A 12,940-nucleotide genomic window follows, 5' to 3' on the forward strand; every position below is an offset into this window, starting at 1 on the left:
GTAGCCGATTCGATTCCGTAACGATCTGGACAGAGTAATGAGCGAAGACCAATCGAGAAAAAGACTGGGCCGTGGCCTTGCGGCGTTGATCGGCGAGATCGATCGTCCGGCGGCGCCGGAAAAGCCGAGCGCGGTCGCGGCGGACGGCAAGGTGCCGATCGAGTTCGTCAGCCCGAACCCGAAAAACCCGCGCCGGTATTTCGGCGACGCCGAGCTCACCGACCTTGCGCAATCGATCCGCGAACATGGCGTCGTGCAGCCGGTGGTGGCGCGGCCCTCGCCCTCACAGCCCGGCCGCTACGAAATCATTGCCGGCGAGCGGCGCTGGCGCGCGGCGCAGCGCGCCGGCTTGACCGAGATCCCGCTCATCGTGCGCGACGTCAACGATCGCACCGCGCTGGAGCTGGCGATCATCGAGAACGTGCAGCGCGCCGACCTCAATCCGGTCGAAGAAGCGCAAGGCTATCAGCAGCTGATTGACGAGCATGGCTATACGCAAGCCGATCTCGGCCAGGTGATCGGCAAGAGCCGCAGCCACGTCGCCAACACGCTCAGGCTGCTCAAGCTGCCCAACGTCATCCGCGACATGCTGGTCGACGGCGATTTGTCGGCCGGCCATGCCCGCACGCTGGTCACCGCCGAGGATCCGGCCGGGCTCGCCAAGCGCATCGTCAAGGAGGGCCTGTCGGTGCGCCAGGCCGAGGCGCTGGCGCAGATGCCCGCCGGACCGACGCCGGCCAAGACCAAGTCCGCGGCGAGCGCGCCGGAGAAGGATCCCGATACGCTGGCGCTGGAAAAGCTGATGACCGACACGATCGGCATGATCGTGAGCATCGAGCACAAGGGCAAGGGCGGCACGCTACGGGTCAATTACCGGACGCTGGACCAGCTCGACGAGCTCTGCCGGCGGTTGAAGGACGAGCGCTAAGTTTCTGATGCGCCACGATTTAGCCGGCTAATAAAGGTCTGGCTTAAGGTTAAGTTTCAAGCCTGATATATTGGTGATAGACGTAAGGGCAGACGCTACGCCGGCCCTTTTCGTTGGCGATGGCGATTGGCGAAAGCCGAGGCGACGGCTGATCTCCCCCTCGAGCGGGAGATGGCCGGCAGGCCAGAGGGCGTCGTTCCGCGTAGATCGCCAACGTTATCGGTCGTGCCGGAAGGCGCTGGCGCTCCACGAGCGGCGACCCCCTCTGTCGCCTTCGGCGACATCTCCCCCCTCAAGGGGGAGATTACCCTCGCTGCGCCAGCCTCGCGCTTTCCACCGCGATGCCGAGCAGCGCCTGACGGGCCAGCGCCTCCGACAAATCGGGCCGTTTGCGGGTCTGCAGCACTGCCGTCTGCAGCCGGTTCAGCGCGCGGCCGAGGGCTTCGCTGTTCCAGCGCTCGAGCGTCTTTTCCACCAGCTTGCGGCGTGAGAAGAAGACCGGCGGTCGTGCTCCGGCAACGACCGAGGCCGCGTTGCGGCCGCCGGTGTCCATCTGGCCGCGCATCACCTGGATCGCCTGCAATTGCCGCATCGCCGAGGACAGCACCAGGAAGGGATGACCGCCCGACTGGCAGTGGCGGGTGAATGCAATGTCGAAGTCGCCGACCTTGCCGTCGAGCACGGCGTCGACCGCGGCGTCGAAAGAGACGCCGGAGACATCGCCGGACATCGCATTGACGTCGTCGAGGTCGATCTCCTTGCGACCGTGGGCGTAAAGCACCAGCTTCTCGATCTCGCCGCGCGAGGCTAGCCGGTCGCCGCCGAGATTGCGGCGCAGCGCCTGGCGGGCTTCGAGCGTCATCGACATGCCGGCCTTGCGCAATTCGTCGTCGATCACCGAGTCGAGATCGCGGACCTCGTCGGCATAGCAGGGCAAGGCAATTGCGTTGCCGGCGGCCTCGACGATAGCCCTCAAGCCCGTGCCCTTCTTCAGGTCGCCGGCTTCAATGAGAATGATCGCATCCCGCGCCGGCTCGGTCGTCAGCGCCTTGATGTCGTCGGCCAGCGCCTTCTGGCCGCTGGCGTTGCGCACCCAAAGCAGCCGGCGGTCGGAAAACATCGGCACGGTGCGGGCCTCGTCGAGCAGCCGGCCCTCGTCGCGATCGACTTCCGCGCCATCCAGCTTGACCACCGAGAACGGGTCGTCGAGCGTCAGGCCGGTCTTGGTGGCGAAGGTCTTGGCCCGCTCGGCGACCAGGCCGCGGTCGGGGCCGTAGAGCAGGACGATTGCCATGGCCGGGTCCGGCCGCGCCAGCCACGAATCGACCTCATATCCTTTCTTCTGTGCCATGCGGGTGAGTTAGCACGGCGGGGAGGGTGCGGTGAACCAGAGTTTCGGCAACTTGCGACGGCCCATCTGGTTCACGCCGGGCGATTGCTTCGATGTCGGATGATTCATGGTTGAGCGCCGGCGCCGCACCGGCGTCGACAGTTTTGCCGGAGCTTCTGTAATTGCGCATTTGCCGGCTCTTGCGCCTAAACCGTTCCTGTCATTCGCCAAATTGCGCGGCGGGCGAAAACATCGACAAGAAATTTCGCCGCCATATCTGCATCTTGTCGCCCATGCGCCGCATCGGCTCCACAAGGCTGATGACCGGGGGACCGCCGCCATCTCGCCCGATGAAATGGCGCCGCGGATGTGCAAGTATCGCATCGGCAACATTGGAGGACGAAGGTCATGGCCGATGCTGGAATGTTGCGCTTTCACGTGCCCGAGCCCGAGGTTCGGCCCGGCGGCACGCCCGACTTCTCGAATGTGACCATTCCCAAGGCGGGCTCTGTGCCGCGCCCGGAGATCGACGTCGATCCGCGCACGATCCGCGACATGGCCTTCTCCATCATCCGGGTGCTCAACCGTGCCGGCGAGGCCGTCGGTCCATGGGCCGGGCTGCTCACCGACGAGGAGCTGCTCGAAGGCCTGCGCAATATGATGCGGCTCAGGACCTTCGACGCGCGCATGCAGATGGCGCAGCGCCAGGGCAAGACCTCCTTCTACATGCAGCATCTCGGCGAGGAGGCGGTGAGTTCAGCCTTCCGCAAGGCGCTCAAGCCGGGCGACATGAATTTCCCGACCTATCGGCAAGCCGGCCTGCTGATTGCCGACGGCTACCCGATGGTCACGATGATGAACCAGATCTATTCCAACGAGGCCGATCCGCTGAAGGGCCGGCAACTGCCGATCATGTACTCCTCGAAGGAGCACGGCTTCTTCTCGATCTCCGGCAATCTGGCGACGCAATACATCCAGGCGGTCGGCTGGGCGATGGCCTCGGCGATCTCGAACGATTCGCGCATCGCTGCGGCCTGGATCGGCGACGGCTCGACGGCCGAGTCCGATTTCCACTCGGCGCTGGTCTTCGCCTCGACCTACAAGGCGCCGGTCATCCTCAACGTCGTCAACAACCAGTGGGCGATCTCGACTTTTCAAGGGATCGCGCGCGGCGGCTCCGGCACCTTCGCGGCACGCGGCCTCGGCTTCGGCATCCCGGCGCTGCGCGTCGACGGCAACGACTATCTGGCCGTCCATGCGGTGGCCAAGTGGGCGGCGGAGCGGGCGCGGAAGAATCTCGGGCCGACGCTGGTCGAATATGTCACCTACCGCGCCGGCGCGCATTCGAGCTCGGACGATCCGTCCGCCTATCGGCCGAAGGCAGAGTCCGATGCCTGGCCGCTCGGCGACCCGATCATCCGGCTGAAGAACCATCTCATCCACAGGAAAGTCTGGTCGGAGGAGCGCCACACCCAGGCGGAGGCGGAGATCCTGGAGACGGTGATCGCGGCGCAGAAGGAGGCCGAGAGCCACGGCACACTGCATGCCGGCGGCAAGCCGTCGACGCGCGACATGTTCGAGGGCGTCTATGCGGAGATGCCGCCGCATCTCAGGCGCCAGCGCCAGCAGGCGGGGGTCTGACCATGCCGAGACGGACCATGATCGAGGCGATCCGCGATGCCATGGATGTCTCCATGGCGCGCGACGAACGCGTCATCGTCTATGGCGAGGATGTCGGCTTCTTCGGCGGCGTCTTCCGCTGCACGCAAGGCCTGCAGGCCAAATACGGCAAGAGCCGCTGCTTCGATGCGCCGATCAGCGAATCCGGCATCGTCGGCTCGGCCATCGGCATGGCGGCCTATGGGCTGAGGCCCTGCGTCGAGGTGCAGTTCGCCGACTATGTCTACCCGGCTTACGACCAGATCGTCTCCGAGGCGGCGCGGCTGCGCTATCGATCGAACGGCGACTTCACCTGTCCGATCGTCGTCAGGATGCCGACCGGCGGCGGCATTTTCGGCGGGCAGACGCACAGCCAGAGCCCGGAAGCACTGTTCACGCATGTCTCCGGGCTGAAGACGGTGGTGCCGTCCAACCCGCATGACGCCAAGGGGCTGTTGATCGCGGCGATCGAGGATCCCGATCCGGTGATCTTCCTGGAGCCCAAGCGGCTCTACAACGGCCCGTTCGACGGCCATCACGACAAGCCGGTTACGCCTTGGTCGAAGCACGAGCTCGGCGAGGTGGCGGACGGCCATTACACCATCCCGCTCGGCAAGGCGGCGATCCGACGGCCGGGCTCGGCCGTCACCGTGCTCGCTTACGGCACCATGGTGTATGTCGCGGAGGCCGCGGCCGAGGAGACCGGCATCGATGCCGAGATCATCGATCTGAGGACACTTTTGCCGCTCGATCTCGACACGATCGTCGCGTCGGTGAAGAAGACCGGCCGCTGCGTCGTCGTGCACGAGGCGACGCTCACCTCCGGCTTCGGCGCCGAGCTGGTCGCGCTGGTGCAGGAAAACTGCTTCTACCAGCTGGAAGCCCCGGTGGCGCGGGTCGCCGGCTGGGACACGCCCTATCCGCACGCGCAGGAGTGGGAGTATTTCCCCGGCCCGGCGCGGGTCGGGCGCGCCCTCGTCGAGACCATGGAAGCCTGAGGAGCCTGACGATGGGCGAATATGTGATCAAGCTTCCCGATGTCGGCGAAGGCGTCGCCGAGGCCGAGCTTGTCGAGTGGCACGTCAAGATCGGCGACCTGGTGCGCGAGGACGCGGTGCTGGCGGCCGTCATGACCGACAAGGCGACGGTGGAGATTCCGTCGCCGGTGGATGGCGAGATCCTTTGGCTCGGCGCCGAGATCGGCGACACGGTGGCGATCGGCTCGCCGATCGTGCGGCTGAAGGTAGCCGGAGAGGGCAATGTCGTGGCGGGTGCGAAATCGCCGGAGGTCACGGCGGCACCCACCCCCAACCCCTCCCCGCAAGGGGGAGGGGGACGAGCCTCGGCCACTGAAGCCGGTGTCAAACCGGTCGCAGTTTCACCCAAAAAAGTACCCGTGGCGAAGGGCGAGCCGGCGCCGCAATCCCCCTCCCTCTTGGCGGGAGGGGTTAGGGATGGTGGTGCTGCGCCGCGGGCGGAAGGCGAGAAACCTTTGGCCTCACCTGCCGTCCGGCTGCGCGCCAAGGAAGCCGGCATCGACCTTCGCCAGGTTCCGGGCAGCGGCCCGGCCGGGCGCATCAGCCATGAGGATATCGACGCTTTCCTGGCACGCGGGCCGCAGCTTGCCCGTGCCACCGGCCTTGCGCGCAAGGAGGGCGTCGAGGACATCAAGGTGGTCGGCCTGCGGCGCAAGATCGCCGAAAAAATGTCGCTCGCCAAATCGCGCATCCCGCATATCACCTATGTCGAGGAGATCGACGTCACGGCGCTCGAGGAGCTGCGCGCCGCGCTCAACAAGGAGAAGCGGCAGGATCGACCGAAGCTGACGCTGCTTCCCTTCCTGATGCGGGCGATGGTCAAGGCGATCGCCGACCAGCCGAATCTCAATGCGCTGTTCGACGACGAGGCAGGCGTCATCCACCAGCATGAGGGCATCCATATCGGCATCGCCGCGCAGACGCCCACCGGGCTCGTGGTACCGGTGGTCAAGCATGCCGAGGCCCGCGACATCTGGGATAGCGCTGCCGAGGTCAACCGGCTTGCCGAGGCGGCCAAGTCCGGCACGGCGACACGCGAGGAGCTCTCGGGATCGACCATCACCATCACCTCGCTCGGCGCCATGGGCGGCGTGGCGACGACGCCGGTCATCAACTATCCGGAAGTGGCGATTGTCGGCGTCAACAAGATGATGGTGCGGCCGGTATGGGACGGCACGCAATTCATTCCACGCAAGATGATGAACCTGTCGTCCAGCTTCGACCATCGCGTCATCGACGGCTGGGATGCCGCCGTCTTCGTCCAGCGCATCAAGGCGCTGCTGGAGACGCCGGCGCTGATCTTCGTGGATTGATCGGGATGGGAGGAGGAGTTGCCTCTTTGACTCAATCCGAAAGAGGCCGTCGCCGATCCCCGGCAACCGGCCAGCAGTCGCAAATTGCCAACGTCTGCGGTTGGCAGCAGACTTCCATGCCTTCGTCATCCTCGGGCTTGACCCGAGGATCCATGCCGTGCCCGACGTCGAAGGGCGCGGCGGAGCAGAATTCTGGACCGTTGCAACGCCTTCGCGTCACGGCATGGATCCTGGGGTCTGCACGCGTCGCTGCGCTCCTTGCTCCGCCCCAGGATGACGAGGTTCGGGAGGGCTCGGCCAATCGCCAAGGTCTGCGACTGAATTCCCGACGTCTATCGTCGCAGGCTGCCTGCCCGCCGAAATCCCCGTGCTCAGTAACGAGGACCCCATGAAAGAAATCTCCTGCAAGCTGCTCGTCATCGGCGCCGGCCCCGGCGGCTATGTCTGCGCCATCCGCGCCGGCCAGCTCGGCGTCGACACGGTGATCGTCGAGTTCGGCAAGCCGGGCGGCACCTGCCTCAATGTCGGCTGCATCCCATCCAAGGCGCTCATCCACGCGGCGGAGGAGTTCGAGAAGATCGCGCATATGGCTGGCGGCAAGAGCCCGCTCGGTATCGCGCTCGCCCCGCCGACGCTCGACCTGGTCAAGACCATCGCCTGGAAAGACGGAATCGTTAGCCGGCTGAACAGTGGCGTCGCCGGCCTGCTCAAGAAGGCGAAAGTTAAAACCGTTCATGGCTGGGCGACGTTCCGGGACGGCAAGACCGTCGAGGTCGAGACCGAGACCGGGACGCAGGTGATCCGCGCCGAGACGGTCGTAATCGCCACCGGCTCGGCCGCGGTCGAATTGCCGTTTCTGCCTTTCGGCGGTCCGGTCATCTCGTCCACCGAAGCGCTGGCGCTGAACGAGGTGCCGAAGACGCTTGCCGTGGTCGGTGGCGGCTATATCGGGCTGGAGCTCGGCATGGCCTTCGCCAAGATGGGCGCCAAGGTCACCGTGGTCGAGGCCCTGCCACGCGTGCTGGCGCAATATGACGCGGAACTGACGCGGCCGGTTCTGAAGCGGCTCGGCGAGCTCGGAGTCGAGGTCGTAACCGGCGCCAAGGCCAAGGGGCTGTCGACCAAGGGTGACGCACTGCTGGTCGAGATGGCCGACGGGAAGAACGCCAAGGTCGCCGCCGACAGGATTCTGGTCACCGTCGGCCGCAAGCCGCTCACCGAGGGCTGGGGGCTGGAGCAGATCGATGTCGACATGGCGGGAAAATTCATCCGGATCGACGACCAGTGCCGTACCTCCATGCGCGGCATCCACGCCATCGGCGACGTCACCGGTGAGCCGATGCTGGCGCATCGCGCCATGGCGCAGGGCGAGATGGTGGCCGAGATGGTCGCCGGCCACAAACGAAGCTGGGACAAGCGCGCCATCCCGGCGATCTGCTTCACCGATCCGGAGCTGGTCACTGCCGGCCTGTCACCGGAAGAGGCGAAGGCCTTGGGCGGCGAGATCAAGATCGGGCAGTTTCCCTTCGCCGCCAACGGCCGCGCCATGACGAAGCAAGGCGAGGACGGGTTCGTGCGTGTCGTCGCACGCGCCGACAATCATCTGGTGCTTGGCATCCAGGCGGTCGGGCAGGGTGCGTCGGAACTGTCGGCGGCGTTTGGCCTGGCGCTCGAAATGGGCGCGCGGCTGGAGGACATCGCCGGCACCATCCATGCGCACCCGACGCAGGGCGAAGGTTTCCAGGAAGCGGCGCTCAAGGCGCTGGGGCACGCGCTGCATATTTGAGCTCCCCCTTCTCCCCTTGTGGGAGAAGGTGTCGCCGAAGGCGACGGATGAGGGGTGTTCCAGGGGGGTGAGACGCTGGCGTTCCCTGGAGCACCCCTCATCCGTCTCGGCGCTACGCGCCGATCCACCTTCTCCCACAAGGGGAGAAGGAGAGGGAGAAGCTCAGCTCGCCAGCCGGCTCACCATCTCGTGCTGCGCATAGGCGCGGCCGAAGCGGTTGGCGAGGAACGCGTCGAGCGCGATGTCCTCCTGGCGGACGAAGCCCTTCGCCGGCAGCGAGCCGTCGGCCAGCATGTCGAGCACGGCGCAGATGCCGGAGGCGGTGGTGATCTGGATGGCGCTGCGCACGACATTGCCGACGCGGTGCGAATAGATCTTGTTGGCGTAGGTTTCCTGCAGCAGGCGGCCGTTCTTGCGCCCCGAGACGGTGACGAAGACGATGACCACATCCTGCAGCGTCGCCGGAAGCGCGCTTTCAAAGATGTCCTTCAGCACGTCGCGGCGATGGCGCAGCCCGAGGTCGTTGAGCAGCGCCTTCATGATCGCGGCGTGGCCGGGATAGCGGATGGTGCGGTAGTTCAGCGTGCGCACCTTACCTTTGAGCGTCTCGGCCAAGGTGCCGAGCCCGCCCGAGGTGTTGAAGGCCTCATAGGTGACGCCGTCGAGCGAGAACTCCTCGCGCTCCTCCAGCGGCGGCACCTCGATCAGCTCGCCCTCGACGATCGCCTCGCAGGGCTCGCAATATTCGTTGATGACGCCGTCCGTGCTCCAGGTGAGGTTGTAGTTCAGCGCGTTCGACGGATATTGCGGCAGCGCGCCGACGCGCATGCGCACGCTTTCCAGCGTGTCGAACCGGCTGGCGAGATCGTTGGCGACGATCGAGATGAAGCCCGGCGCCAGGCCGCATTGCGGGATGAAGGCGCTTTTGGCCTCGCGCGCCAGCTCCTTCACCCGCCGGGTCGACACGACGTCCTCGGTGAGGTCGAGATAGTGCACGCCGGTCGCGGCCGCGGCCTCCGCGATGCGCGTGGTGAGGTGGAAGGGTGCTGCGCTCAGCACCGCGAACTTGCCGGCGAGGGTTTTCTCCAGCGCGCCGGGCGCTGCGATGTCGAGTTCCTTGGTCTCGACGCCGGCGGGCAATTCGGCCGCGGCAAGCTGGGCCGCCGAGCGGTCGACGAGCGTGACGTGGTAGTCGCCCGTGGCGCTAAGCATGTCGGCGATGGTCGAGCCGATCTTGCCGGCGCCGACGACAACGATGTTCTTCATGATCAAATACCCCCGCCGATTCGAGTTGCTGTACGCAATTCCGGACGGAAAACCGCTTCACACTTTTCCTGGAATTGCTCACGAGTTGGCGGAATAATTGCAGCTTGCCTGTCGAAAGGAAGCGTGGAATCTGGCAAAGTGAAGCGCAACGTTAAGCGATTTGCCGGAAGAATTCGTCGAAATGATCACTGCTGCCGAACAGGCCCTGCTTTCGCTACTGCGCGCCAACGCCCGCGCCTCGACTGCCGAGCTCGCCCGCCAGCTCGGCGTCTCGCGCACCACGGTGCAGAGCCGGATCGAGCGGCTGGAGCAGCGCGGCATCATCGCCGGCTATGGTGTGCGGCTTTCGCCCGACTATGAGCAGGGGCTGGTCAAGGCGCATGTGCTGCTTACCGTCACGCCCAAGCTCGCCGACAAGGTGGTGCGCGCTTTGCAAGCGCTGCCGCAGGTGCGGACGCTGCATTCGGTGAGCGGCAATTTCGACATGATCGTCATCGTCGACGCGCCGTCGATCCGCGATCTCGACGCGTTGCTCGACCGGATCGGGGCGATGGACGGGGTGGAGCGGACGTCGTCGTCGATCATCCTGTCGACGCGGATCGATCGCTGACCAGAACAGCTGTTTGTTCCGACGCAATTCCTGGAATTGCTCCAGGGCTCGCTATCGCTTGCCGGCCGAATAGACGATCGCCTGCAGCGGCATGCGCCCGGGGTGGCTGCCGAATTCCCGGCGAAGCTCCTCCGCGACCGCCTGGACCACCTGCTCCGGCTCGCCGCCACGCGCCCGGATCTGATCGGCCAGCGGGTTGCCATGGACGACTCCGCGGGCAAACTGATCGATGTCCGGGATCTCCCTTTCCAGCCTGACCACGGAAATGTCGATATCGGCAAAGCCGGCGTCGATCATGCCTTCTTTGACCGGATCGACCTGGTGGAAGGAGAACGGCACCTTGTAGAACTGCGGCGGATCGACGGGGAAGAAACGCTCCACAACCTTGTCCGCGATCCAGGCATAGGGATTATACCGAGGCGAATCCCAGACGTTGAAAAGATAGCGGCCTGCGGGCGCCAGAACGCGATGGACCTCACGGTAGGACTTGCCCTTGTCCGGATAAAACATCACACCGAACTGACAGACGACAGCATCGAAGCTGGCATCCTCGAAGGGCAGCTGCATGGCGTCGGCGGGCTGGAATTCGACCTGCTCGCCAGGCCTGAATTTCTGGCTCGCGACCTCGAGCATGGGCGGGTTGAGATCGGTCGCAATCAGCGCCGCGCCGTCAGGCAGGGCATCGCGCAGCCGGCGGGTGACGATACCGGTCCCCGCCGCTGTCTCCAGCACCCGCGCCGGAGCGAAAGCAGACACCCGCCGCGCGATGTCTTCGGCATAGCCGGCGAAGATGACTGGTCCCAGGATCCGATCATAGTGTTCGGGGATGGAGCCGGTGAAACGCGCGGAGTCGCTGCCCATGATATCCTCCCTGCCGGCGCAGGATATCATGAAGCCCTCACCCGCGTTGTTCACACTTGTCGATCGGGCGGACACCCCGAGGGAGCCCCGCTATGCCCGGCGCCGCTCTGGCCCGTGATCCAGCCACTCCAGATCCTCCGGCGACAGCGAAATATCCAGCGCTTTGAGGCTGTCCTCCAGCTCGTCCAGCGTGCGCGGGCCGATCAGCGGCACGGACGGGAAGGGCTGCGCCAGCACGTAAGCGAGCGCGACATGAATCGGGCTCTTGCCGAGCCTCCTCGCCAGCTCGATGGCGCGGTCACGGCGGCCGAAGTTCTTCTCCGAGTACCAGACCCGCACCAGCTCCTCATTGTCGTGGCGGTCGCGGCCGGCGCGGTCGGTGAAGAAGCCGCGGCCCTGGCTCGACCAGGCGAAGTTCGGCATCTGGCGCGCCGTCAGCCAGGCTTTCCAGGCATCAGTCGAGGAGGTGATGCAGCCGGCCCAGATCGGCTCCAGCATCTCGGCCAGCGAGAAATTGTTGGAGAGCGCGCCGGGCTTCTGCTTGCCGGTGCGTTCGGCATAGGCAATCGCCTCGTCCATGCGCTCCATCGTCCAGTTGGAGCCGCCGAACAGCCCGCGGATGCGGCCTGCCTTGGCCTCTCGGTCCATGGCATCGACGAACTCGCCGACCGGCACGTCCGGATTGTCGCGGTGCATGAAATAGACGTCGACATGGTCGGTCTGCAGCCGGTCGAGCGACTGGGCGAGCTGCTTGCCGATCACGTCGGGGTAGCAGAGCGGCGAATGCGCGCCCTTGGCGATGATGACCGATTTTTCGCGCACGCCGCGATTCCTCAGCCACTGCCCAAGGAGCGTCTCGGTGTAGCCGGCGCCATAGACATAGCCGGTGTCGAACAAATTGCCGCCGACTTCGAAGAAGGCGTCGAGCAGGATAGAGCCTGAGGAAAAAGTTCGGAAATCCTCGAAGCCGAGCGCCAGCCGCGACACGGAGCGCGGCAGGCCTGGGATATCGCGTTTGCCGATGGCGGTGCCGCCGGTTCTGAGCGGCCGGCCGGAGATGGTGTTGACGCGCTTAGCCGGCTTCTCGATCTCATATTCGAGCCCGACCGCGGCGCGCCATTTGTCGAGCACGCGCAGCGTGCCGAGACTGTCGGCCCAGCCCATGCCCGGCCAGGCGAACTCCTGCCTGCCTGCCCGGATCGCTTCGCCGGCGGCATCGACCTCGAAGGAATAGACATGGCGGGTTTCGTTGACACTGATGGTTTCGCGCGTCCCGTCGGAGCGGATCACGTCGATCTTGCCCAGGCCGACATCGCGATTGCCACCGGCGAACCAGAAGTCAGGCACCTCGACATGGCCCTTGGTGCCGAAAATGCGCAGCACATTGTCCTGGTTGAGCGAAATGCTGCAGGAGACCTCGGCGACGATGCCACCGGGGAAATGCAGCAGCGCCGAGGCCCATTCGTCGACGCCGGACTGGCCGAGATGGGCGGTGCCCACCACCTTGTCCGGCTCGAGGAAGGGCTGCCCCACGGCCGCGCCGGCAATCAGCCTGGCCATCGACACCGGATAGCCGCCGACATCGAGGATGCCGCCGCCGGCCAGCTCGTTGGCGTAAAGCCGGTGCTCCGGCAGGAAGCCCGGCATGGCGAAGCCGAAGCTCGACTTGATCATGCGCACCTCGCCGATGACGCCCGACTTGACCGACTCGACCAGCTGCAAGGTTTGTGGGTGCAGGCGGTACATGAAGGCTTCACCGAGGAACGTGCCCGCCTTGCGCGCCGCATGCATCATGGCGTCGGCCTCGAAGGCGGTCAGCGCCAGCGGCTTCTCGCAAAGCACGTGCTTGCCGGCCTCGGTGGCCTTGATCGCCCATTCGGCATGGCCGGGATGCGGTATCGAGATGTAGACGGCGTCGACTCCATCGTCGGCAAGCAGCGCCTCATAGCCGTCGAGGATGCGCGCGCCCGGAAAGGCCTCCGCGAGACCCGGCTTGCCGGGGTTGCGGGCGCCGAGCGCGACCAACTCGCCGGTGCGCGACTGCGCCACGCCGCCGGCAAAGGATCTTGCGATGCTGCCGGGTCCGAGGATGCCCCAGCGAATTTTTCCAAATGTCATGTCGAATTCTCCATGCGATCGCCGCCACGCCT

10 protein-coding genes are annotated in these 12,940 nt (G+C 65.6%); 6 read left to right on the forward strand and 4 right to left on the reverse strand.

All coding sequences use genetic code 11. The annotated features are described in order from the left end of the window. Window positions 1-37: 37 nt before the first annotated feature. Window positions 38-928 carry a ParB/RepB/Spo0J family partition protein gene (locus AU465_RS27795; RefSeq protein WP_192255288.1) on the forward strand — a complete coding sequence of 297 codons (891 nt, stop codon included), beginning with the start codon at window positions 38-40 and terminating at the stop codon, window positions 926-928. Window positions 929-1,232: 304 nt separating this feature from the next. On the opposite strand, the gene holA is transcribed toward AU465_RS27795, so the two are convergent. Continuing rightward, a complete protein-coding gene (gene holA, locus AU465_RS27800) occupies window positions 1,233-2,279 on the reverse strand; it encodes a DNA polymerase III subunit delta (protein ID WP_192255290.1) in 1,047 nt (348 codons plus the stop codon). Between the two features lie 387 nt (window positions 2,280-2,666). Here holA and AU465_RS27805 point away from each other — a divergent pair, with 387 nt between their 5' ends. From AU465_RS27805 to lpdA, 4 genes are all read left to right on the forward strand, one after another. Next, window positions 2,667-3,899 (forward strand): 3-methyl-2-oxobutanoate dehydrogenase (2-methylpropanoyl-transferring) subunit alpha, encoded by a 1,233-nt coding sequence (locus tag AU465_RS27805; RefSeq protein WP_192255292.1) that lies wholly within the window; start codon window positions 2,667-2,669, stop codon window positions 3,897-3,899. 2 nt (window positions 3,900-3,901) lie between these two features. Then, window positions 3,902-4,915 carry an alpha-ketoacid dehydrogenase subunit beta gene (locus AU465_RS27810; protein WP_192255294.1) on the forward strand — a complete coding sequence of 338 codons (1,014 nt, stop codon included), beginning with the start codon at window positions 3,902-3,904 and terminating at the stop codon, window positions 4,913-4,915. A gap of 11 nt (window positions 4,916-4,926) precedes the next feature. Further along, complete coding sequence (locus AU465_RS27815; protein WP_192255296.1) at window positions 4,927-6,267, forward strand: dihydrolipoamide acetyltransferase family protein; 1,341 nt, start codon at window positions 4,927-4,929, stop codon at window positions 6,265-6,267. A 388-nt stretch (window positions 6,268-6,655) separates the two neighbouring features. Continuing rightward, entirely contained in the window at window positions 6,656-8,053 is a 1,398-nt protein-coding gene (gene lpdA / locus AU465_RS27820; RefSeq protein ID WP_192255298.1) for a dihydrolipoyl dehydrogenase, read from the forward strand. Between the two features lie 162 nt (window positions 8,054-8,215). On the opposite strand, the gene AU465_RS27825 is transcribed toward lpdA, so the two are convergent. Further along, a complete protein-coding gene (locus tag AU465_RS27825; protein WP_192255300.1) occupies window positions 8,216-9,319 on the reverse strand; it encodes a saccharopine dehydrogenase family protein in 1,104 nt (367 codons plus the stop codon). A 181-nt stretch (window positions 9,320-9,500) separates the two neighbouring features. Between AU465_RS27825 and AU465_RS27830 the strand changes: the two genes are divergently transcribed. Continuing rightward, window positions 9,501-9,929 (forward strand): Lrp/AsnC family transcriptional regulator, encoded by a 429-nt coding sequence (locus AU465_RS27830; RefSeq protein WP_192255302.1) that lies wholly within the window; start codon window positions 9,501-9,503, stop codon window positions 9,927-9,929. Between the two features lie 51 nt (window positions 9,930-9,980). On the opposite strand, the gene AU465_RS27835 is transcribed toward AU465_RS27830, so the two are convergent. Next, the gene (locus AU465_RS27835; RefSeq protein ID WP_192255304.1) at window positions 9,981-10,790 is read right to left on the reverse strand and encodes a class I SAM-dependent methyltransferase; all 810 of its coding nucleotides are present in this window, start codon (window positions 10,788-10,790) and stop codon (window positions 9,981-9,983) included. 90 nt (window positions 10,791-10,880) lie between these two features. After that, on the reverse strand, window positions 10,881-12,908 hold the full coding sequence (locus tag AU465_RS27840) for an aldo/keto reductase (RefSeq protein WP_192255306.1): 2,028 nt from the start codon (window positions 12,906-12,908) through the stop codon (window positions 10,881-10,883). Between the last annotated feature and the right edge of the window lie 32 nt (window positions 12,909-12,940).

This window comes from Mesorhizobium silamurunense (assembly GCF_014843905.1).
Classification (GTDB): Bacteria; Pseudomonadota; Alphaproteobacteria; order Rhizobiales; family Rhizobiaceae; genus Mesorhizobium; species Mesorhizobium silamurunense.

Bases quoted from the DNA above. Each gene is read 5' to 3' on its own strand.
- AU465_RS27795 (WP_192255288.1), top strand. From the start codon at position 38: ATGAGCGAAGACCAATCGAGAAAAAGACTGGGCCGTGGCCTTGCGGCG.
- holA (WP_192255290.1), bottom strand. From the start codon at position 2,279: ATGGCACAGAAGAAAGGATATGAGGTCGATTCGTGGCTGGCGCGGCCG.
- AU465_RS27805 (WP_192255292.1), top strand. From the start codon at position 2,667: ATGGCCGATGCTGGAATGTTGCGCTTTCACGTGCCCGAGCCCGAGGTT.
- AU465_RS27810 (WP_192255294.1), top strand. From the start codon at position 3,902: ATGCCGAGACGGACCATGATCGAGGCGATCCGCGATGCCATGGATGTC.
- AU465_RS27815 (WP_192255296.1), top strand. From the start codon at position 4,927: ATGGGCGAATATGTGATCAAGCTTCCCGATGTCGGCGAAGGCGTCGCC.
- lpdA (WP_192255298.1), top strand. From the start codon at position 6,656: ATGAAAGAAATCTCCTGCAAGCTGCTCGTCATCGGCGCCGGCCCCGGC.
- AU465_RS27825 (WP_192255300.1), bottom strand. From the start codon at position 9,319: ATGAAGAACATCGTTGTCGTCGGCGCCGGCAAGATCGGCTCGACCATC.
- AU465_RS27830 (WP_192255302.1), top strand. From the start codon at position 9,501: ATGATCACTGCTGCCGAACAGGCCCTGCTTTCGCTACTGCGCGCCAAC.
- AU465_RS27835 (WP_192255304.1), bottom strand. From the start codon at position 10,790: ATGGGCAGCGACTCCGCGCGTTTCACCGGCTCCATCCCCGAACACTAT.
- AU465_RS27840 (WP_192255306.1), bottom strand. From the start codon at position 12,908: ATGACATTTGGAAAAATTCGCTGGGGCATCCTCGGACCCGGCAGCATC.